This is a genomic window from Flavihumibacter sp. CACIAM 22H1, from assembly GCF_001601815.1.
Lineage (GTDB): Bacteria > Bacteroidota > Bacteroidia > Chitinophagales > Chitinophagaceae > Flavihumibacter.
In genome coordinates, this window is sequence record NZ_LUKG01000002.1 from 75,053 (window position 1) to 97,028 (window position 21,976).

At 45.7% G+C, this 21,976-nt stretch carries 21 protein-coding genes; 13 read left to right on the top strand and 8 right to left on the bottom strand.

What is annotated here, in order from left to right; translation table 11 throughout:
- Nucleotides 1–479, top strand: a 479-nt coding sequence (locus tag A1D16_RS01010; protein ID WP_290706854.1) for a hypothetical protein, incomplete at its 5' end; no start/stop codon positions are given.
- Here the strand turns inward: A1D16_RS01010 and A1D16_RS01015 are convergent.
- From A1D16_RS01015 to A1D16_RS01030, 4 genes are read right to left on the bottom strand one after another with little or no spacing between them, the layout of a single operon-like run.
- Nucleotides 460–2,238: an ABC transporter ATP-binding protein gene (locus A1D16_RS01015; RefSeq protein ID WP_290706856.1), complete on the bottom strand. Its 1,779-nt coding sequence runs from the start codon at nt 2,236–2,238 to the stop codon at nt 460–462. The genes A1D16_RS01010 and A1D16_RS01015 overlap by 20 nt on opposite strands.
- A 36-nt stretch (nt 2,239–2,274) precedes the next feature.
- Entirely contained in the window at nt 2,275–3,819 is a 1,545-nt protein-coding gene (locus A1D16_RS01020; protein ID WP_290706858.1) for a YifB family Mg chelatase-like AAA ATPase, read from the bottom strand.
- Nucleotides 3,820–3,850: 31 nt separating this feature from the next.
- Complete coding sequence (locus tag A1D16_RS01025) at nt 3,851–5,194, bottom strand: DNA mismatch repair protein MutS (RefSeq protein WP_290706860.1); 1,344 nt, start codon at nt 5,192–5,194, stop codon at nt 3,851–3,853.
- A 29-nt stretch (nt 5,195–5,223) separates the two neighbouring features.
- The gene (locus A1D16_RS01030; RefSeq protein ID WP_290706862.1) at nt 5,224–6,564 is read right to left on the bottom strand and encodes a dihydroorotase; all 1,341 of its coding nucleotides are present in this window, start codon (nt 6,562–6,564) and stop codon (nt 5,224–5,226) included.
- Nucleotides 6,565–6,597: 33 nt separating this feature from the next.
- Here A1D16_RS01030 and A1D16_RS01035 point away from each other — a divergent pair, with 33 nt between their 5' ends.
- The 9 genes from A1D16_RS01035 to A1D16_RS01075 all read left to right on the top strand — a co-directional run bounded on the left by A1D16_RS01035 (nt 6,598) and on the right by A1D16_RS01075 (nt 14,970).
- Entirely contained in the window at nt 6,598–8,259 is a 1,662-nt protein-coding gene (locus A1D16_RS01035; protein WP_290706864.1) for a hypothetical protein, read from the top strand.
- On the top strand, nt 8,249–9,115 hold the full coding sequence (locus tag A1D16_RS01040) for a UbiA family prenyltransferase (RefSeq protein WP_290706866.1): 867 nt from the start codon (nt 8,249–8,251) through the stop codon (nt 9,113–9,115). The genes A1D16_RS01035 and A1D16_RS01040 overlap by 11 nt, the downstream gene beginning before the upstream one ends.
- Nucleotides 9,108–10,205: a type III polyketide synthase gene (locus A1D16_RS01045; RefSeq protein ID WP_290706868.1), complete on the top strand. Its 1,098-nt coding sequence runs from the start codon at nt 9,108–9,110 to the stop codon at nt 10,203–10,205. The genes A1D16_RS01040 and A1D16_RS01045 overlap by 8 nt, the downstream gene beginning before the upstream one ends.
- Complete coding sequence (locus tag A1D16_RS01050; RefSeq protein ID WP_290706870.1) at nt 10,198–10,743, top strand: methyltransferase domain-containing protein; 546 nt, start codon at nt 10,198–10,200, stop codon at nt 10,741–10,743. Before A1D16_RS01045 ends, A1D16_RS01050 begins: the two co-directional genes overlap by 8 nt.
- A 141-nt stretch (nt 10,744–10,884) precedes the next feature.
- A complete protein-coding gene (locus A1D16_RS01055; protein WP_290706872.1) occupies nt 10,885–12,027 on the top strand; it encodes an FAD-dependent monooxygenase in 1,143 nt (380 codons plus the stop codon).
- A gap of 17 nt (nt 12,028–12,044) precedes the next feature.
- Complete coding sequence (locus A1D16_RS01060; RefSeq protein WP_290706873.1) at nt 12,045–13,490, top strand: DUF5723 family protein; 1,446 nt, start codon at nt 12,045–12,047, stop codon at nt 13,488–13,490.
- 52 nt (nt 13,491–13,542) lie between these two features.
- The gene (locus A1D16_RS01065; protein WP_290706875.1) at nt 13,543–14,049 is read left to right on the top strand and encodes a MarR family transcriptional regulator; all 507 of its coding nucleotides are present in this window, start codon (nt 13,543–13,545) and stop codon (nt 14,047–14,049) included.
- Between the two features lie 5 nt (nt 14,050–14,054).
- A complete protein-coding gene (locus A1D16_RS01070) occupies nt 14,055–14,423 on the top strand; it encodes a CoA-binding protein (protein ID WP_290706877.1) in 369 nt (122 codons plus the stop codon).
- Nucleotides 14,424–14,496: 73 nt separating this feature from the next.
- Nucleotides 14,497–14,970, top strand: a complete 474-nt coding sequence (locus tag A1D16_RS01075; protein ID WP_290706879.1) for a ribonuclease H-like YkuK family protein — start codon at nt 14,497–14,499, stop codon at nt 14,968–14,970.
- 55 nt (nt 14,971–15,025) lie between these two features.
- Here A1D16_RS01075 and yihA read toward each other — a convergent pair whose 3' ends face one another.
- The gene (gene yihA / locus A1D16_RS01080) at nt 15,026–15,661 is read right to left on the bottom strand and encodes a ribosome biogenesis GTP-binding protein YihA/YsxC (RefSeq protein WP_290706881.1); all 636 of its coding nucleotides are present in this window, start codon (nt 15,659–15,661) and stop codon (nt 15,026–15,028) included.
- Between the two features lie 85 nt (nt 15,662–15,746).
- Between yihA and A1D16_RS01085 the strand changes: the two genes are divergently transcribed.
- Nucleotides 15,747–16,340 carry a biotin/lipoyl-containing protein gene (locus A1D16_RS01085; protein WP_290706883.1) on the top strand — a complete coding sequence of 198 codons (594 nt, stop codon included), beginning with the start codon at nt 15,747–15,749 and terminating at the stop codon, nt 16,338–16,340.
- A 1-nt stretch (nt 16,341) separates the two neighbouring features.
- The gene (locus A1D16_RS01090) at nt 16,342–17,415 is read left to right on the top strand and encodes a dihydrolipoamide acetyltransferase family protein (protein ID WP_290706885.1); all 1,074 of its coding nucleotides are present in this window, start codon (nt 16,342–16,344) and stop codon (nt 17,413–17,415) included.
- An 18-nt stretch (nt 17,416–17,433) separates the two neighbouring features.
- Here A1D16_RS01090 and A1D16_RS01095 read toward each other — a convergent pair whose 3' ends face one another.
- The gene (locus A1D16_RS01095; protein ID WP_290706887.1) at nt 17,434–18,930 is read right to left on the bottom strand and encodes a glycosyltransferase; all 1,497 of its coding nucleotides are present in this window, start codon (nt 18,928–18,930) and stop codon (nt 17,434–17,436) included.
- Nucleotides 18,931–19,096: 166 nt separating this feature from the next.
- Here A1D16_RS01095 and A1D16_RS01100 point away from each other — a divergent pair, with 166 nt between their 5' ends.
- Nucleotides 19,097–20,239, top strand: a complete 1,143-nt coding sequence (locus A1D16_RS01100) for a hypothetical protein (RefSeq protein ID WP_290706889.1) — start codon at nt 19,097–19,099, stop codon at nt 20,237–20,239.
- 9 nt (nt 20,240–20,248) lie between these two features.
- Here the strand turns inward: A1D16_RS01100 and A1D16_RS01105 are convergent, their stop codons facing one another.
- Together A1D16_RS01105 and A1D16_RS01110 are read right to left on the bottom strand one after the other, a co-directional pair.
- Complete coding sequence (locus tag A1D16_RS01105) at nt 20,249–21,025, bottom strand: rhomboid family intramembrane serine protease (protein ID WP_290706891.1); 777 nt, start codon at nt 21,023–21,025, stop codon at nt 20,249–20,251.
- A 137-nt stretch (nt 21,026–21,162) separates the two neighbouring features.
- Nucleotides 21,163–21,924, bottom strand: a complete 762-nt coding sequence (locus A1D16_RS01110) for an outer membrane beta-barrel protein (RefSeq protein ID WP_290706893.1) — start codon at nt 21,922–21,924, stop codon at nt 21,163–21,165.
- Nucleotides 21,925–21,976 lie beyond the last annotated feature (52 nt).

Genomic DNA, 21,976 nt, shown 5'->3' on the forward strand with positions numbered 1-21,976 from the left:
ACAAGGAAAATCCGGGTAATGAAGAAGAACTGATAACGACCGTTGTTTTAAGTTTCCAGGAAATTGGTACAACCGATGCTTTTAACGTGGTTTTTCGCGATACTGATGGGGAAGGCGGCAATCCGCCCACCAGTTTTGATGAAATAGTACTAAAACCGAATGCTGACTATACCTGCTCTATTTCATTATTGAATGAAAGCGTTAGTCCGGTTGAAAATATTACGGACGAAATTGAAGAGGAAGCCGATGATCATGAATTTTTTCTGCTTCCAGCGGGCGCTAATATTTCAATTACCCGTACCGATGTAGATAGTAAAAACCTACCAGTAGGCTTAAACAGCACCTGGGAAACCGGGGCGGCGTCAACTGGCACCGTACGGGTGGTATTAAAGCATAAACCCGGTAGTAAAGCGGCAGGTGATGCTGTAACCAAGGGCGAAACCGATATTGACCTGAATTTTACTGCAAAGGTTCAATAACGGGCTGTGCAGCTATTGGTTTTCGTTCACCGATCTGTTGCCGCCACATTGCATAGTAGAGACCTTTATCTTCCAGTAATTGCTGATGGGTACCGGTCTCTGCTATTTCTCCCCGTTCCAGTACGTATATTTTATCGGCGTGCATAATGGTGCTTAGCCGGTGTGCAATTAAAACGGTAATCTGTGAGCGAAGGGCCGAAATGGTTCGGATGGTAGTAGTGATTTCTTCTTCTGTTAGTGAATCAAGGGCGGAGGTTGCTTCATCAAAAATCAGCAATTTGGGTTGTCTTAACAAGGAGCGTGCAATAGATAAACGTTGCTTTTCTCCGCCACTTAATTTTAAGCCGCTTTCTCCGATTAAGGTATCTAATCCTTTCTCTGCTTTTTTTAGAAGGGTATGGCAGCTGGCCTTATAAAGCGCATCCAGCAACTCATCATCGGATGCGCCTGGTTTAACAAATAAAAGATTTTCGCGGATCGTTCCTGCAAACAATTGTGTATCCTGGGTAACGAATCCTATTTGTTTACGTAGTTCATCATAGTCGACCTCGTTTTCATTAATGCCGTTATAAGAAATACTGCCTTGCTGTGGCCTGTATAAACCTACCAGTAATTTTACCAGGGTGGTTTTTCCGGAACCCGAGGGCCCGACAAATGCAATGGTTTGTCCTTTACTTACTTCAAAGCTGATGCCCTGTAAAGCATGCTGCTGTGCGGTTCGGTGCTTAAAATGCACATTGTCAAAACGAAGCTGCCCGATATCTTCCAATAATACCGGATGTAAGGGGCGGGGCTCCGGTTTTTTCTGCAGAAGGGTCTTAAAATTATTCAAGGAGGCTTCCGCTTCGCGGTATGAAATTATGATGTTGCCGATATCCTGTAAGGGGCCGAAAATAAAAAATGAAAAAAACTGCATGGTAACCAGTTGTTCGGGAGCCATGTGTTCACGATATATCAGCCACATAAGTATAAAAAGAATGGCCTGGCGAAGGGTGTTTACAAACGTGCCCTGCACAAAACTCAGGCTGCGGATGCGTTTTACCTTGGTGAGTTCAAGTCCCAGTATTTTATATGTGTTTTTATTAAGCCGCTTAACTTCCTGATCGGTTAAGCCAAGACTTTTTATCAGTTCAATATTACGCAACGACTCTGTAGTACTACCCGCCAGTGAAGTGGTTTGGGCAACAATGTTCTTTTGAATGCTTTTGATGCGTTTACTCAATGCATTGGTTAGCAGGGTTAATAACAGGATGCCCCCGAAATAAGTAAGTGGCAGCGACCAATGAATAGTGAATGCGTAGATAGATACAAACAATATCCCTACAAAAACACCAAACAGTACATTGATAAAATTGGAAATAAATTTTTCAGTATCTGTTTCCACTTTCTGCAGTATGCTGAGGGTTTCACCACTTCGCTGATCTTCAAATTCATGAAAGGGTAATTTCATGGCGTGTTGCAGCCCATCGGTAAATACCTTGGCACCGAATTTTTGGGTAATTACATTAAAGAAGTAATCCTGGAAAGCTTTTGCTATACGGCTTACCATTGCCACACTAATAGACGCCAGCAACAGCCAGCCGATACTTTGGGCAAAGCTGCCCCAGCTTTCATATTCTTTAAAGGTAAAAGCTGCCTTGGTAATTTTCCCGAATATAATAGGGTCCAGTAAGGAAAAGCCGCTGTTTATGGAAGCTAATAAAAGGGTGAGCAACACAAGCCATTTATATGGTTTGAGATACTGTAAAAGTAGTTTCATATGAAATAATGGTAGAACACTAAATTAAGACAATCCCTATTTCCAGCCCCAATTATCCCGATCCAGGCTTCTGTACTGGATAGCTTCGGCAATATGTTCCGGCATTATCTGATCTGTTTGCGCAAGGTCTGCAATGGTTCGGCTCATTTTTAGGATGCGGTCATAGGCACGGGCGGATAGTTTTAATCGTTCCATGGCAGTTCTTAACAATTCCCGGGCTGCTTGGTTCAATACGCAATGCTGTTTCATCAAGGCGCTGCTTAATTGTGCATTGCAGTAGATTCCTGGCTGGGTGCGCAGCCGCTCTTCCTGGATTTTGCGGGCATTCACTACTCGTTTACGGATCTGTTCCGATAGTTCACCGGCAACACTGCCGCTTAGTTGCTGAAAAGGCACCGGTGTAACTTCAATTTGCAGATCAATACGGTCAAGCAATGGTCCGGAGATTTTTTGCAGGTATTTTTGGACGGTACCCGGCAAACAGGTGCAGTCTTTATCAGGATGATTGTAGTACCCACAGGGGCAGGGGTTCATCGAGGCCACCAGCATAAAAGCCGCCGGAAATTCCACGCTTAATTTAGCCCTGGAAATGGTTAGTTTTCTTTCTTCCATGGGCTGCCGCATAACTTCCAGTACTGACCGGTTAAATTCAGGAAGTTCATCCAGAAAAAGAACGCCGTTATGTGCCAGGGATAGTTCACCAGGCAGCGGGTTGCTGCCGCCCCCAGCCATGGCCATATAAGAAATGGTATGGTGGGGTTGGCGGAAAGGGCGCTCACAGATCAGGGAATGCTGGCTATTCAGCTTGCCGGCAACACTATGGATCCTGGTTGTTTCCAATGCCTCCTCAACCGTTAAAGGCGGCAGGATAGTGGGTAATCGTCGGGCTAACATGGTTTTGCCAGCACCAGGCGGACCAACCAGTATCAGGTTATGCCCGCCTGCCGCTGCAATTTCCATGGCTCGTTTTATAGTTTCCTGTCCCTTTACATCTGAAAAATCGCCCTCTTTGTAAGCTTTGGGCTTATTGAACCAATTCTCCTGGTTGGCAGGAAGGGGTATTGCATTTCCCGGTTCTTCCAGAAGTTGAACTACTTCCAGCAAACTGCCTACACCGATCACCGGCAGGCTTTCTACTACAGCCGCTTCGTTGGCATTCTGTAGAGGCAGCATAATTCCATGAAACCCTTCTTTACGTGCGGTGATAGCCATGGGCAGGGCGCCCCGAATGGTTTGAATGCTGCCATCCAGCCCCAGTTCTCCACAAAGTACCCAATGCTGTAAGGCTTCCAGATGCAGAAGCTGATCGGTGGCTGCCAGAATGCCAATGGCTATGGGAAGATCAAAGGCCGTTCCTGTTTTACGGATATCTGCCGGTGCCATATTAATTATGACCTTTGTACGCGGCATAAAAAAACCGATGGCTTTGATGGCGCTTTCTACCCGTAGCATGCTTTCTTTAACAGCATTATCCGGCAGCCCTACCAGGAAGGTATGCGTGCCGATAGTTACATTTACTTCAATTGATATGGTAATGGCATCTACGCCGCTAACTGCGCTGCCAAAAGTTTTCACTAACATGCAGGCAAGTTAGGCCAGGGGGTAGCGTTGATCAACCGTTCTTTAGCCCATTCTGGTGGGGGATTTGCTCCAGTAATTCTACTACTTTTTCCCGCTTAAGAATAAGGTATCCCAGGCGGTCATTACTGATTCCTTCCTTTAACTGGTAGCTAAAGGTTAACTGCTCATTGGTTACTTCCGTTTCGAAATAACGAAATATGATATTGGGAAACACTTTTAATCCCTGGCCGATCTCATAAAGATGTGTAGATAAAATAAAGAGAGAATGATTGATTTTGATCAAGCCTTCAATTACGGTAGAAGAACATTTCATGGCATCCTGTACATTGGTGCCTTTGAATAACTCATCAATCAGTACCAGCCATTTTCTGCCATCATTTATTTTCAGAATGGTGTTTTTTATGCGTTGTACCTCGTTGAAGAAATAGCTTTCTCCCTTAACAATATTATCCGTAAGGTTAATATTGCTGAGTATGCCTTCGAATAATGATAAACGTAAGTAATCGGCTGGAACGCCCATGCCAAGATGGGCCAGGTAAACAGCTGCGCCAACCGATTTGATAAATGTGCTTTTTCCGGCCATATTGGCACCGGTTAAAAAAAGAAAATTGTGTTGCTGGTCAAGATGCAGGTTATAATCGACCGGTTTAGCCAGCAGCACATGGTATAATCCGCGTGCTTCGATAAAAGGCTGTTCGGAAGCCTCAAAAACCGGAAACTTTAATTGAAAATGCTGCATGGCTGCTGCCATTCCGTACCAACCATCCAGCTTCCCGTAAATTTCGATCAGCTCAGTGGTGGCATTTTTAAAGCGGTTACGGATATAATGCCCGAAATACAGCACCTGCTTGGGACTGAGCTCGGTTCCCTTCTGCAGATCGGATAGGTTTTGGAGGTGGATATCGTCTATCAGGTAGGTAGCTCTTGCCAGGAGCGCTACCAGGTTGGGTGGAATCGTTTTACCCTGGAACAACTGGCTTATTTTCCGGATTCCTCGTATAAAATCGCCAAAATGCTGAACGCTGAACCGGATAATGGCATAATCCGGGCTATGAAATAGTTTATAAAAATAAGCATTGATCCAACTGCTGTCCTGCGGAATACTGTCTAGCTGGGTACTGAAAAATTTTTCCATTACCATCAGGGTTCCGTTGGTAATATCTTCGGGCCAGTTGGGCAGTTCTTCCAGGATAACCTGCAGGATCTGTTGGGTTTGCTCAATGGATTTAAGGTCGTTAAAGGGATCCTGGAAACGCATGCGGAGCCATTCTTTCCCTTCAACGGTACGGGTGAAATTTAGCCGGTGGAAAATAGAAAATTCCTCTTCCGGGTGAAATATATTGAGATCCAGTAAGGAAATTTTATCTATATCCATAGGCTGTTAATTTACGAAATCCGGGTGTTTTACCGGTCGAATTCCAAACGTGCGCCTTTTTGAGATTCATCAAACTGCCCGTTTCCATAAACCAGGTGGCCGTTTACGAATGTGTGGGTAACCGAACTGGGTAATACCATGCCTTCCATCGGGCTCCAGCCGCATTTGTAAAAAATGTTGTCTTTGGAAACCGTTTGCGGAAGATCCGGATCAATCAGCACAAGGTCCGCGAAATAACCTTCGCGGATAAAGCCCCGATTCCTGAGCTGGAAGCAGATAGCAGGTGCATGACTCATCTTTTCTACTACTTTCTCCAATCGGATAGCTCCGTCTTTTACATATTTCAACATCAAGGGAAGCGAGTGCTGAACCAAGGGCAAACCTGCGTGCGCATGGAGATAGTCTTCCTGTTTTTCTGCCCAGGTATGGGGTGCATGATCCGTTGCAATAATGTCTAACCGGTCGTCCAATAAGGCCTGCCAAAGGGCGGCCTTGTTATCAGGCGCTTTGATTGCCGGGTTACATTTAATCAGGTTGCCCAGTCTGTCATAATCATTGCTGGTAAAATGCAGGTGATGAACGCAGACTTCTGAGGTAATTCTTTTTTGTTCAAGGGGCAGCATATTGCCAAATAGTTGCAGCTCCCGTTGGGTTGAGATATGAAGAATATGCAGCCTGCTGTTAAATTTTTTGGCTAACTGAATTGCGTAAAAGGAAGACTCGAAACAGGCTTCTTCGTTCCGGATAATTGGGTGATCGGCGGCTGTAAGAGGGCGGCCGCTGGCTTTAGCGGCTTCCAGATTTTTTTTGATAATCCGCTCGTCTTCACAATGGGTAGCTATCAGTAACTCAGTACCCTCAAAAATATGTTCAAGCGATAAGGGATTGTCTACCAGCAACCCACCTGTGGACGATCCCATAAATATTTTTATACCACAAACCCGGTCTTTTTTATCATTGGTGCGCAATACCTCTTCCAGGTTGTCATTGGAAGTGCCCATGAAAAAAGAATAGTTGGCCAGGGAGCTGGCTGCTCCGATCGCATATTTGTTTTCCAGCAGGTCCTGGGTAAATACGGGTGGCTGGGTATTGGGCATTTCCATAAAACTGGTAACTCCGCCTGCAACAGCTGCCCTGGATTCGGTATAAATACTGGCTTTATGGGTTAATCCTGGCTCTCTGAAATGCACCTGGTCATCAATAACACCGGGTAATAAATATTTTCCTTCCCCGTTTATTTCAATAGCACCGTTTGTGGCACTGATTTGGCTATTGATTTTCTCAATTCGTCCGCCTGAAAGCAGAATATCTGCAGAATAAACGGTTCCTTCGTTGACAATTTGCGTGTTCTTTATGAGATATTTTTGCATATTAGTACTTCATTCCTGTTAAACAACCAATTGATGCAAGTTATAAAAAGACTGCTGTACACTGCCTGCTTAAGTTTCCCTGTTTTGGGTTTTTCCCAGTCTACCTTATTACCGCAGGGGTATAAGCACCAGCCATTAATGGACCGGATGGAAATAATGTATCGCGATAGTGCGCTTTCCTTTCAACACCTGAAGCCATTTGACCGGAGAGGTTGGGTGCGGTTCCTGGAAACACTGCCCGCGGAACAATTAAGCCGGGTAGACCAGTCTAATCTGCACAGCGCCCTAATGAATAACTCGGAATGGGTAACGGGCGATAAAAGCTCTTTTCAGAGTAAAAAAGCCCTGTTTAAAACCTTTTATAACCAGCCCTCTGATTTTGCCCTGGTAGATGTAAAGGACTTTTTCCTGAGCATTAATCCGGTGGTCCAATTCACGGTCATGAAAGAATCGGACAACAGCGAATCCCTTTTTCAGAATACAAAAGGGGCACGTGGCAGGGGAATGATTGCCAAACGAATTGGCTTTGATTTTTACCTCACCGATAACCAGGAGCGGCCCCCGTCCTTTGTGAAGGATTTTATCCGTGACAATCGCGCGGTACCGGGGGCGGGTTATTATAAAACCTTTAAATCAACTGCCTTTGATTATTTTGATGCCCGGGGCTCTGTTTTCTTTAATGTGACCGATTATATTAATATGCAGTTTGGCTACGACCGGAATTTTATCGGGAATGGCTACCGCAGCATGTTCCTGAGTGATTTTGGGAATAATAATCTCTTCCTGAAGATTAATACCAGGATATGGAAGCTGAATTATCAGAACCTTTTTATGGAGCTGAATCCATCCCATATACGCCGGGGGGATAACCTGCTGGATAAAAAATACGTAACCATGCACCACCTGAGCTGGCAGGCTACCCGTTGGCTGAATATCGGCTTCTTTGAATCGGTAGTATTCGGCAGAGCCAACCGCTTTGACTTCAGTTATCTCAACCCTATCATTTTCTACCGTTCCATTGAGCAACAGAATGGAAGCCCGGATAATGCCAACGTTGGGCTTGATCTGAAGGCCAACATTGCTAAACGAATTCAATTATACGGTCAACTGCTTTTCGATGAATTTAAATTGAGTGAAATAAAGGGTGGAAATGGGTGGTGGGGTAATAAATATGGCTTGCAATTGGGCGGAAAATATGTAGATGTAGCTGGTATCAAAAACCTTGATATCCAGGGTGAGCTTAATATTGTGCGCCCCTTTACCTATAGTTTCCGCGATTCCGTGGGTAGTTATATGCATTATAACCAACCGTTGGCCCATCCCCGGGGTGCCAATTTTGTTGAATTTGTGGGAATTGCCCGGTATCAACCACATCCCAAATTAACGCTGCAGGGAAAACTGATTGCCTGGAAGCAGGGCTTGGATTCAGCCGGAATTAATTTCGGTAGCAGGATCGGGCGCCTGTATACCACAAGACCTTTTGATTATGGATGGCAGATCGGGGAGGGAAGGGCTTCCACCGGCATTAATGCCTCTTTATGGGTGGGGTATGAGCTTAAGGAAAACCTATTCCTGGATGGTAGCCTCATGCTGCGGAAACTGGATGTGCCCGATGATGCCAGCCTCACCAGAAATAGTACTATATTCAGTTTAGGCTTGCGGATGAATATGTTCCGACGGGAATATGATTATTAAAAAATCAACCATACAACTACTCCGGTTTCCATTTTCTGTTTTTTTAGCACCGGTTTTTCTTTTCGGACTTAGTCAGCCGCTGCATACCAATTGGGCAAAAGCCGGGCTATTATTTTTTATCCTGCATTTTTTAGTTTATCCGGCCAGCAATGGTTATAACAGTTATATAGATCAGGATCAAACGCCCGTAGGAGGGCTGGAGCACCCGCCAATGCCCACCCAACAGTTACTTTATCTTACCATTGTAATGGATCTATTGGCAATTGGTCTTTCCTTTTTTTTATCTGGCTGGTCAGTATTGGCCATTTGCCTCTATATACTGGCCTCCAGGGCCTATAGCAGCCGGGTTACAAGGCTGAAAAAATACCCGATAATAGGATTTTTAGTGGTCATTACCTGCCAGGGAGGGCTTATTTTCTGGCTCACCTATCATGCCACGCATGCTGCTTTACGTACATCGGTTCCTTTTACCGGGGTGCTGGCCAGTAGCTTATTGCTGGCAGGTGCTTACCCGCTGACGCAGGTCTACCAGCATAAAGAAGATGCCGCGGATGGAGTAAAAACGATTAGTATGCTGGTAGGAATCCGGGGAACTTTTATCCTGTCGGCCTTGTTATTTACGTTGGCTTTCCTGGTATTGGGGCTGCATTTTGGTTTGCAACTGGAGCTGTCCCGGTTTTTTGTAGTTCTCAGTTGTTTTTTTCCTGTACTTGTATACTTTGTAGGGTGGGCTATCGCTGTATGGAAAAATCCCTCCAAAGCCAGTTTCCAGTATCTTATGAAAATGAATACCATTTCTGCTATCGGATCAATTGCTGCATTTGGATCACTTTTAATTTGGAAATTCTTTGACTGATATACTAGCTATAGGAACCGCCCTGCCTACTTACAGGCATGCGCAGAAAGATATCCTGACGTTCATGCAGCGGGTATATGCGCTGGATGCCACGGAAGAAAGAAAACTCCGGTTTCTTTATAAACACAGTGGGATAGCGTATCGCTATTCTTTCATCCCCGATTACAGCAAGCCAATGCGGGAGTGGAAGTTTTACCCGCCCGAAGAGTCTCTTGAGCCATTTCCTAACCTGGAGTTCCGGATGAGTTGGTTCCAGAAATATGCCGCTGCACTTTCGGTTGATGCTATTCGTGATTGCCTCCAGCATTATGGCCCCGAAAGGCCAGCAATTACCCATCTTATAACCGTCAGTTGCACTGGTATGAGCGCACCCGGACTCGATCTGCAGGTGATGGAAATGATGGAACTGCCCCGCCAATTGCATCGCTCTTCTATTAACTTTATGGGCTGTTATGCGGCATTGCATGCATTAAAGCAGGCAGATAGTATCTGTAAAGCTGACCCAACCGCAAAGGTGTTGATGGTTTGTACCGAACTTTGCACCCTTCATTTTCAAAAAGTACCTACTGCAGATAATATCACGGCCTCCCTTCTTTTTGGAGACGGAGCTGCAGCAGTGTTATTGGGTGCCGGATCAACCAGTAAAAAAATAGCTTCTTTGCGCGGATTTTATGCCGAGGTTGTACCTAAGGGTAAAAGAGATATGAGCTGGGAACTATCCTCTACCGGATTTCTTATGACCCTCAGTGGTTATATTCCCGAATTGATATCCACTGATTTTAAGCCGCTACTGGAGCGGGCAATGCAACACTATCAGTTGGGGCTTCACCAGATCGATTCCTGGTGTATTCACCCGGGGGGTAAGCGTATCCTGGAAGCCGTTCAACAATCGCTGCAACTGGAAGAGCAGGCGCTGGAATCAGCCGAAGCAGTGCTGCGTGAGTTTGGAAATATGTCTTCCCCCTCCGTGTTGTTTGTATTAAAACGAATCATCGAAGCAGGTAAAAAAGGCAAGGTACTGGCGGCGGCATTTGGCCCGGGCCTGACGATGGAAACCTGTTTTCTAGAAATTCCAGCCGCAGATGAATAAACGAAGCACTGAAAAAGAACTACTGGATGATCCCACCATGCCTTTTGAGGAAATTCAACGTAATATGAAAGAGTTGAATACCATCAATTCCTGGCTTGGCGGACATGCAATTACCCGTTCAGGATTGCGCCGTTTAATAAAAGGCCATAGCGGTTCGCCGCTTACCGTGTTGGAAATAGGTTGTGGCGGAGGGGATAATTTAAAAGCAATCAGGAACTGGAGCCTGACCACTACCATTAAATTAAGGCTGATGGGGGTGGATATAAATCCTGCCTGTATAAGTTTTGCGGAAAAGGAATTTCCCGCAGCATCCTACCAGGTAGCGGATTACCGTATGCTTCGGTTGAACGAGCCCGTGGATATTTTATTTTCTTCCCTGTTTTGTCATCATTTCACCGACGAAGAGTTGGTGATGCAATTAAAATGGATGTATCAGCATTGCAAGCGCGGTTTTTTTATCAATGATCTTCATCGTATCCGATCGCATATTACAGTATCCGGGTTCTTACCGGATTGTTTTCCCGTTCGCGCCTCGTAAAACACGATGCGCCTTTATCTGTAAAACGAGGATTTCGAAGATCGGAATGGAACAACTTATTGCAACAGGCCGAAATTCCGGTGGCAACTATACGCTGGCGCTGGGCTTTCCGCTGGTTAATTGTAGTTAAAAAGTCCCTGCATGACAGATAACACGCGCTATGATGTAGTGGTGCCGGGAGGGGGGCTGGCCGGTTTGGCTGCTGCCATTCAACTGGCGGAGAAAGGCTATAAAACATTGCTGATTGAAAAAAACTATTACCCTTTTCACCGGGTATGTGGTGAATATATAAGCGAAGAAAGCCGGCCATTCCTTGAAAAACTAGGTATTCCTGTTTCGGGGCTCTCGCTGCCGGTGATAAGAAGACTCCGGGTAAGTGCACCCGATGGAACCTGTTTGGTTCAGCCACTTGACCCCGGAGGGTTCGGAATAAGCCGTTACTGGCTGGATTCCTTGCTGGCAGCCCAGGCAAAAGCTGCCGGGGCAACGGTTTGGGAAGGAATGAAAGTGCAGGAAGTCTGGTATGAAAATGGCTGGATGCAGATTCGGTTACCCGGTACGGTTATTAAGTCGCGGCTTGTATTGGGATGTTTTGGAAAACGCTCCTTACTGGATCTGAAACTGAACAGGTCCTTTGTGCGCGAAAAGCCCCGCAAGCTGAATAATTTTCTGGGCGTTAAATACCATATAGAATGGGATGACCCGGAGGATCTGATTTCATTGCACAATTTCAAGGGGGGGTATTGCGGCATAAGCCGCATCGAAAATAACCAGTATTGTCTTTGTTATTTAACCAATGCCAATAACCTGGGTATGAGCAATAATTCCATCGGGCAGATGGAGCAGAGCATTTTATCGGGTAACCCATTTTTAGAAAAAATTTTCCGGGAGGCAAAACGGGTACGCCAGGAGCCGGTAAGTATTTCGCAGGTTTCATTTGCGTCAAAAACACAGGTAGAAGAACATATGTTACTGGTTGGGGATGCTGCTGGCCTTATTTCGCCCCTTTGTGGGAATGGTATGAGTATGGCCTTGCATGGAAGTTTACTCGCCGTTCAGGCCGCCGTTCCTTTTTTGGAAGGCCACTGCTCGCGGCAGGAAATGGAAGCCGTTTATACTAAAAGATGGAAACAGGAATTTGCAGGCAGGTTACGGACAGGGCGGATCATACAGTCTTTTTTTGGTGATCCGTGGTTGTCAAAAGGGCTTATTTTCGCAGGAAACAAATTGCCTGGGTTAACCAGCTGGTTGATAGGGAAAACCCACGGAGAAAATTTTGTATGAAAATGAGGGCCGTTACTATGAAAAAATGGATGCTTGTATGCCTGCTGGCAGGTATCGCCGGCAGTGTGAATGCGCAGGATTTTCATGCTGTAGCCGGCTCCAACTATGCAGGTGCACTGGGGGTACATAATAATCCTGCTTCTATCGTAAATACGCCCTACCCCTGGGATATTACCCTGGTAGGTGTACAGGCGAAATACCAGACCAATGCCATAAAAGTGGTGGATTATTCCCTGCTTTCCAGTCCAACTCAATCAAAATTTTTTGTATCAAATGGCAATTATGCCCGAAAAGGCAATGAGCAACTGAACCTGAACCTACTGAATACCCGCTTTGCCTGGGGAAAAAAAACAGGTATTGCTTTTGGTGCCAACCTGCGCTCCTTTGCCCATATCAGCACAGCTGCCTATAATTTCAACGACAGCATTGAAACGGTCAATGAACTATTTGCGCTTAATCCGGGAAATACTCCGCTGGAAGCCCGTATGAGAACCAGTAGTTGGATTGAACTGTATGGTTCGATCGGCCGTACGATCATTTATGAACCGGGTTACAGGCTCAATGCGGGGGCAACGGCCAAAGTAAATAGGGGCATAGCAGGGGGGCGGGCAGATATTACCGGCATGTACAGAGATCGTACCATTGTTAACGGAGAACCCCAGTATAGTTTACGCGAAGGGCAATTTGCCTATGGCTATTCCTCCAACTTTGACCGATGGGAGGATAGTCGAAGCGCAACGGAAAATCTTCGGGAGCTTCTGTTGACTACAAGAATGGGCTTATCGCTGGATGCTGGCCTTGAATTGCTGATCAAACCCGCTAGCGAGCCGGGGTATATGGAGGATGAAGAAGCGTATTACGATTATGATTGGAAGCTGGGGGCTTCTGTGCTGGATCTTGGATATGCTTTTTACCGGTACAGCAGCAATAGCAGGAGGGGCGCAATACCGGTAAGCGGATTAAATGGTACCCGGTTAAACAATGCATTTGTGGACGGTTTTTCTTCTATCGAAGCCTTTTCAGATTCGGTAGATGCAGTATTTGATGCCGCTGCTTTGCAGGGAGATTTCAGGATATGGGCACCTACCCGCCTTGTATTGAATGCAGACCGGTTTATTACCAGTGCATTTTATGTGAATGCAGAATTGAACATTAACCTGGTTGGTTTATTGGGTGATCAGCGGCTCTATGTAAGGAACCTCAATTTCCTTCGGGTTACCCCGCGCTACGAAACGAGAAAATGGGGCGTTTACATGCCCTTTTTGTTCAATTCGCAGAACCAGTTTTGGGTAGGTGGGGCTATTAAAGCCGGGCCGCTTTTGCTGGGGTTCCATAACCTGGGCAATCTGTTCGGAAAAAACAGTATGGCAAATGGGGGTGGTTATATAGCGCTTAGTATACGGCCTGGTAAACGGGTTACAGGAGAAAAAAAGGATCGGGGAATTGCCTGTCCGCCCTATTAGACGATAGTTTCAATAACTATTGAAAGCTTAGAAATTATTAGTAAATTGAGGTATGAAACTGGCAGAAGCTAAAGCACAATTCATTCAAACATGGGGTTCGCTGGCCACGCAATGGGGAATAAATAAAACAATGGCACAGATTCATGCCTTGTTATTGATTACACCCAACCCCCTCAGCCAGGATGACCTAATGGAGGAATTAAGTATCAGCCGGGGTAATGCCAACATGAATATCCGGGAACTGATAGACTGGGGCCTGGTAGACCGGGTAATTATTCCCGGTGAACGAAAAGAATTTTTCCTGGCTGAAAAAGATATCTGGAAAGTTGCCCGGCAAATTGTGAAAGAACGGAAGAAAAGGGAATTGGAACCCTTGAATAAAGTATTGGAACAACTGCAGGACGTAGAAGGAGATAAGCGGAATGCAGAAGTAAAAGCTTTTACTGAAACCATCGGTAATATCCGGAAATTTACCGGTCAGGCCGATAAATCATTGGACACACTGATCCGGGCAGATGAGAACTGGTTCTGGGGCAGTCTTATCAAAATGATTAAATAACCGCTATGGCAAATCCTAAGAAAACACTGGTACTGGGAGCCTCTGAAAATCCGTCGAGATACAGTAACCTGGCAATAAAAAGTTTAGTGAGCAGGCAACATCCGGTAGTGGCAATTGGCAAAAAAACGGGCGATGTAATGGGGGTTCCTATTCAAACCAATTTGCCTGAATTGCAGGATATTGACACCGTAACCCTGTATCTTTCCCCCGAAAATCAGCGCGCCTATATTCCTTATATCCTGTCTTTAAAGCCCAAGCGAATTATTTTTAACCCCGGCGCTGAAAACCCGGAATTGGCTAAGCTGGCTCTTGAGCAGCAGATTTATCCGCAGGAAGCCTGTACACTGGTATTGCTGAGTACCGGCCAGTATTAAGATAATTATTATGTAACAGGAACAATCTATCTATAGAAACGGGTTTTTTGGTAAATTAGGAAAACCCATTTTTATGTTATGGAGAAAATTTAACGGCGACACGATCGATCTTCCGATTCGTGATGCCGTAGAAAGAGCCATCCGGCGCGAAACTGAACAGGGCTATCGCCTTAAGGTTTGCATTGGTACAGATTCCCAGGTAAAAGGTTCCGAAACAGAGTTTGCAACGGTTATTGTTTTTCTGCGGGAAGGGCATGGCGGATTCATGTTTATCCAGAATGAAAAAACCAGGCAAAAGTATTCCATCAAGGAGCGTATGCTGGTGGAAGTAGCCCGCAGCATCGAAATTGCCTATGAATTATGCGCGTTGTTTACCACGTATAATGTGGATATGGAAGTGCATGCAGACATCAATACCAATCCGCAATTCAAAAGCAATGATGCGTTGAAGGAAGCAATGGGCTATATTCTGGGTATGGGCTTTGCTTTCAAGGCAAAACCGGAAGCTTTTGCGAGCAGCAGTTGTGCCAATAAGGTGGTGAACTGATGTTTTCCCGCTTAGTCGTTTTAAAGCGGTGTTAGTAACACCGCCAGGGGCATTGTCACCCCTCGCCAAAGCTACTGTTGAATTCCCCGATCATATCCAGTAACTGTTTTCTTCCCATCCCCTTCATAACACTGGTAACCACATGAGCCGGTAAAAACTGCCAGCTTGCCCGCATGGCATCCAGGAAATCACGCACATTTTTTGCAACCACCCGTTGGGTTTCTTTGTCGGCTTTTGTAAATACCAGGGTAAAGGGTATTTCCCATTCACCCAGTTGGTTTACAAAATCCAGGTCTATTTGCTGCGGACCGTGCCGGCTATCAATCAGCACAAATACCATTCCCAGGTTTTCGCGTTTTTTAAGGTAGTTTTCGATCATCTTTTCCCACTGGCGCCGCTGGTTTTGCGATACTTTGGCAAAACCATAACCGGGTAGGTCTACCAGGTACCATTGCGTCCAGTCAGTAGCGCCCTCCTTACTGCTCGATTTAATGGAAAAATGATTGATAAGCTGTGTTTTTCCGGGAGACCCCGAGGTTTTGGCCAGTTTTTGGTTTTTACATAACATATTGATCAGCGAGGACTTACCTACATTAGATCGGCCAATAAAGGCATATTCCGGCCGGTCGGGAGCCGGACATTTCTCCACCTCCGGACTACTGATCAAATAAACTGCTTGTTGGATCTGCATGGCGCAAAGATAGGAAGTCGGACTTCGGTCTTTTTCCTTAATTTCGGCCTCTCATAAGCAAACGAAAACTAAATATTCCATTCAGATGGCAGAAGTGATTTTGATGCCCCGTTTGAGCGATACCATGACCGAAGGCGTAATCGCAGCCTGGCACAAGAAGGTAGGAGATTCCGTGAAGAAAGGCGAATTGCTGGCAGAAGTTGAAACTGATAAGGCAACGATGGAGTTGGAGAGCTACAAAGACGGTACCCTGCTCCATATCGGTATTGAACCGGGGGGTAAGCTTCAGGTTAATGATTTGTTGGCTATTATCGGCGACCCCGGAGAAAATATTGAACAATACCTCAAAGGGGGTGGCGCACCTGCTGCAACCGAGGCCAAACCGGCTGCACCGGCGGCAGCTTCTTCCAAGGATACAGCTCCTTCCGAAGCGGCTTCCAAAACACCGGCGCCGGCCAAAGCCGGACTTGACCTTTCCAAAGTGGAGGAGGTGATTCTGATGCCCCGCCTGAGTGATACCATGACGGAAGGGGTTATTGCCGATTGGCATAAAAAAGTGGGGGATAAGGTTAGCAAAGGCGAACTGCTGGCTGAAGTAGAAACAGATAAAGCCACCATGGAGCTGGAAAGTTATAAAAAACGGCACACTGCTTTATATCGGTGCACAAAAAGGCGATAAAGTGCCGGTAAATTCACTGCTCTGTGTTATTGGTGAACCAGGGTCTGTAGACCTGGAAGCTATTAAGGCCGCCGCCAATGGCGGGCCGGTTGAAGCTTCCGGAAATGCAGCTGCTTCCACAGAAGCTCCTGCCGCAGTAGAGCCCGGTACTACTCCAGTTGCAGAAAGCACCAATGGCCGGGTAAAGGCATCGCCACTTGCCCGGAAAATAGCCGCCGAAAAAGGAATCAGCCTCAACCAGGTACAGGGTTCCGGAGATGGTGGACGAATTATTAAGTCAGATATTGAAAGCTTCCAGCCAGGTAAAGCAGTTGCTACGGCGGCAAAAGAAACGCCGGCGGCTACTCCTGCTGCTACAACTGCGCCATCGGTAGTTAATAACGCAGCGGGCCAGGTTAGTTATGAAGACCGTCCTGTTTCCCAGATGCGGAAAGTAATTGCGCGGCGCTTGGCGGAAAGTAAATTTACTGCCCCGCATTTTTACCTTACCATGTCTATCGATATGGATAAAGCCGTGGCCAGCAGGGCACAGTTGAATGAACTGGCGCCTGTAAAAATTTCCTTTAATGATATGGTGCTGAAGGCCGTTGCAGTTGCCTTAAAGCAGCACCCGGTAGTAAACAGCAGCTGGCTGGGTGATACCATTCGTACCAATTACCATGTCAATATTGGGGTTGCAGTAGCTGTAGACGAAGGGTTATTGGTTCCTGTAGTACGGAATGCCGATACAAAAGGCTTGGCGCAAATTGCGGCAGAAGTAAAAGAGTATGCAGGCAAGGCAAAAGCCAAAAAACTACAACCTTCCGATTGGGAAGGCAGCACATTTACCATCAGTAACCTGGGTATGTTTGGAATTGATGAGTTTACGGCGATTATTAACCCGCCGGATAGCTGTATCCTTGCAATCGGCGCCATTCAGCAGGTACCAGTGGTAAAAAATGGGGCAGTGGTTCCTGGTAATATTATGAAAGTAACCCTCAGTTGTGATCACCGGGTAGTAGATGGTGCATCCGGAGCGGCTTTCCTGCAAACAGTAAAAGGTTTGCTTGAAGAACCTCTCAGGATGCTGATCTGACGAGGACCTGAATATTTTTTAACAACCCGCTGATTCCGGCGGGTTTTTTCTTGCCCAGCTCCAGCTGGCGTATACCAGTAATCCCATGGCCGTAAGGAAAAGAGTAGGTAATACCAGGGTGGCGGGCTTGGAAGGATTGGGAAAGCCTTGCCAATTGTCTTTATTTTCTTCACCGGGAATTAACTGCAGCAAATCATAGAGGTTTTCCGATTGAAAAAAATACCCGATACCCGCTCTTTGCAAACAAGGATGGTCTCTTCTGCTGGCAGTTACATAAACGATATTGGAAGCATGAAGTTCATAGCGGTCCTGGATATGCGAAAAAAGATGCTCTTTGCCGTAATCCGTTATTACTTCATTACCCGATTCATCGGTGTTCAGCTCGTATTCAAAATAGGGGGCCAGTTCCAGCTCTCCGGTAACAATTCCATCGTCTAACAGGAGATTATTGCTTATCACAAAGTCAATACCCAGTTTGTTTTTAACATGATTGGCAACAAAAGAGAATATTTCTGAAACCAGCCCAACCGAATAACCTCTTTTTTTCAATTCACGAATTACTTCCTGAACACCTTTTACCAAAGGCATATCATCCGCAATTTCCAACAGCAGTGGCAAGCTGATTCCTTTAAAAACGGTGGCAATTTCTTTTATTTTTTCTTTGGCGGGTGCACCGGTAGATACAATGGGTAACAATTTTTCGGTTAAGCCTAGCTGTTGTGCCGCGGCCGCCAGGTACCTGCCATCTAATACCACATCATCCATTTCGAGCAATACCATTTTTTTCATATGCTGGAAAGATTCCAATACAGAGGATTCTAACTGCCGGTTAATCAGGTTGATTTCGCCGATCGTAGCCAGGCTTTGTAAGCCGTCTGCATCTGCTTTGCGCAAAATGGTGCGAGATACCTGTTTCGACATCTTACCTAATTGTTCCAGGCTCTGCATCGCATTCTGCACCCTGCCGATATTTACTTCTTCTATCCGGGCACCAAGTTTATGGATATCAATCAGTAATCCTATATCCACCCCATAGTCTTTTTCAAAAATGATTTTTTCAAGCAGTGATTTTTTTGCGGCAATCATTCCACTAAGGGGTTGGTCTAATTTACTCAGTTCGGGGAACAATATACTCAATAGGGGTTTGGCTACTAATTGCGTAACTCTACCCGCCTGCCTGGTAAAGCATGATTTTACAAAATCAGCCTGGTCTTTCAGGATAGGTGCTGTCAACAGATCCACTACATCGTTGGGGTAAGTAGTGATATCCCCATCGAGGTAAACGATCGTATCGTATTTAGCAGCAAGCAGGCCTTCGCGCATAGACAACCCCTTTCCCCGCTGGCTGCTGGTAAGAATGCGTACCGATTCTTTCAGCGCTTCAGAAATGGTGTTATCTGTCGAATTATCATCCACCACAATAATTTCATGGGGAATACTGGTTTTTCGAATGGTCTTTATCACTTTTCGGATAGTTGCTCCTTCATTCAGTACCGGAATTACAATCGAAACCATAGTTAAGCATTTAGGTTCTTCAGAATTACAAAGGTACCGCCTATCGGGGCGGCGTATTGCTGTCCTGTTTGGTTGGCCTCGATTTAATCAAATTTTCATGCCAAATTCGTGAATGAATGTAGAGTGTCTGATATGTTGTAATTTGAATAGGTAAAAAAAATAGTATATGATTCGTTATGGGGTGCTTTTGTGTTGTATAGTGGCTATATGCTGGAGTTGCGGTGGTGCTAACAGGTTGAGCCGGTATTATACGGAGGAGGATAAGGCTGTATTTGAATTGGTTGACCAGGTAAAGAAAACCCCGGCCGATAAAGCCCTGGTGCGCCAGCTCTTTGACGCTTATGATATGGCTTTTCAAAAGCGCGAAAAAATGGATCAATACCCGGGCCTGGGCAATCATTTGGGCGATCATTACATGGGTATTGCAAGAGAATGGGAAATTGTTCAGAAAATGTATCAGGCCATCCGGCAATTGCCTCTAGCTGATAAGCAGCAGCCGGTTATTTTGGATCCAACCAGTCGTTTAAACCAGGTAAAGCAAGAGGCGGCAGAACAGTATTACCAGTCGGGTAAAGCCCTGCTCGGCTACAATACCCGTCAACAGGCCGTACAGGCATTGGATTATCTGGAAAAAGCGAATAAGGCCTGGCCGGGTTATAAGGACCTTAATCAGCTTTTACAGGTTGCTGCGGAACGTGCTGTTACCAGGGTTTTGGTGAACCCGGTAAATTACAATAGGTATAACTGGAGTTACTGGGGGTTCCAGAACGACTGGCTGCAGCAGCAGATGGTGCGCGATCTCAATGCCCGGGCCTTCCGCAATGTCCGCTTTTTCACCGAGTGGGAGCTTCGGTCACAACAACTGGTTCCGGATAAAATTGTAGACCTTGATTTTGTAGAATTATTTGTAGATCGGGTACATACCGAACGAAAAAGATACGACCGTTCAAAAAGTATAAAAACGGGGGAAACGAAATCCAATCCGCCACAGCCCATTTATACAACGGTTCGGGCTACTGTATTCGTAGATCGGCAATACATGACAAGTTATGCTACTCTTGAATGCCGGATTTACGACCGAGAGAACAACCAGAATATTTTATTTGACCGGTTTCCCGATCGGTTTAACTGGGTGCAGGAAAGGGCAAGGTTTACCGGCGATCGTCGTGCCTTGGAACCCTCCGATATAGCTTTGTTGAATAACCGTTGGGATGATCGTCCGCCTACCCGCGAGCAGATTGCGGAACAACTGATCAGGTCTACTTACCAGCAATTACTAAGTCGGATAAACAGCGGCGTTAGTTTTTAAACCAGGTACTTATCTTCTTCTGTAGATAAATTTTTGTGGTGGCTTAGGGGGTGGGGCAGGTGCGCCTGCAGCAAAGATTTTTATAAGCAGAAAACCGGCGGCAAATCCCCCGATATGGGCGGCATAAGCAACTCCGTCCTGCTGTCCGGCGATGGAGCCGAATCCGCTGATCAGCTGGAGCCCGATCCATAAACCCAGCGCCACCCAGGAGGGGATGGCAATAATAAACCAGCCGATCAGTGCATTGACCCGTCGGGTGGGGTACAATAACAAATAGCCTCCCATTATTCCAGAAATAGCGCCTGAAGCTCCGAGGCTCGGAACCAGCGGATCAGCTCCGGCAAAGAGGGTGAAAAAAACATGGCTCAGTGAAGCAATGACGCCGGTCAGCAAATAAAAAAGCAGGTAACGGCCATGTCCCAGCCGGTTCTCCAGGTTATCTCCGAAAATCCATAGATACAGCATATTGCCTGCCAGGTGCGCAATACCACCGTGCATGAACATGGAAGTAATCAAAGTCAGGTACACCGGAATTGGTGTAGGTTGCAAGCCAGGAACCTGGTAGGTTTGTCCGGATGCCATATCCCGGATCAACTGTCCGTCTGTAATAAGGTCTTTATTGGTAAGGATTTCTGCAGGTACCGTTGAAAATGCATAAGTAAATCCAATATTGGCACCAAATCCCTGAAAAAAGGCAAAAACAAACACGTTAAGAGCAATTAGTCCCCAGGTAATATAGGGCGTAATATGCCGGTCGCTGTTGTCATCGCTTATAGGAAAAAGCATGGGATAATTTTAGTAGTACAAGGAAAAACCGTTGGTTGAGCCAACGGTTCTATTCCATTATAGAGATACATGCTATACCAGTCAATCTTTATACTGGTAAATTAACACTTTCAGTGCACTAAAAAAAATGTGTGAACTTATCCTTCAAAGATTAATGAAAAGATGATTTGACGGCTTTGGATGCGGTCAATTACATTGGAAAACTTCAGGTCCGGATCACGCGAGTGTACATTACTGATGCCATTGCTGATTTTAATTTCCGGAGAAAAAATAAACATCTTATTGTAGAAATTAAATCCGATGCCGGCTTCTATGCCGAGGTCGGCCTTTTTAAGTTTCACAAAGTTTTCCGCATTCTTGCTACTTGCTTTAGAAGTAAGGTCTGTTTCAAATTTTACCCCTCCCATCATATATACCCGGAAATTTCCGATACGGTCAGATTTTAGTTTCAGCTGTATGGGTACCCCTAAAAGAATCGACTCCACCTGCTGGTTCATGATAGAGGTTTCATCGTTACTGGTATTTGGGTATTTAAGATGATAATTGATGGATTTATTTACAAATAATAACTGTGGAAACACCACCCGCGCTTCAAAGCGGTGATTAATCCGAAAAGTGTGCATACCCCCGATCCCAAAACCGAAGCTGTTGTTGGGGTTACTTACCAGTATACTGTCGTGCTGTAAAAACCGGGGATGCTGGTTAAATTGAAACCGGTTGGAGGTTCCCATTATGACGATGCCAATATGGTACCATTTATCATCATTATCCGGCATATTGATGGAATTGCGCAATTGCGCCATGCCATCAATACCCAACCCGGTCAGGATTATACAGAAAAATAAGGAGCGCCATAGACCCCATTTCTTGCATGGGGTAACCTGCTTAACTACATACATAAGTAAAAAATCGAACGATAGGCTGGCTTTTGGTGCTTCAAGTATCAAATAA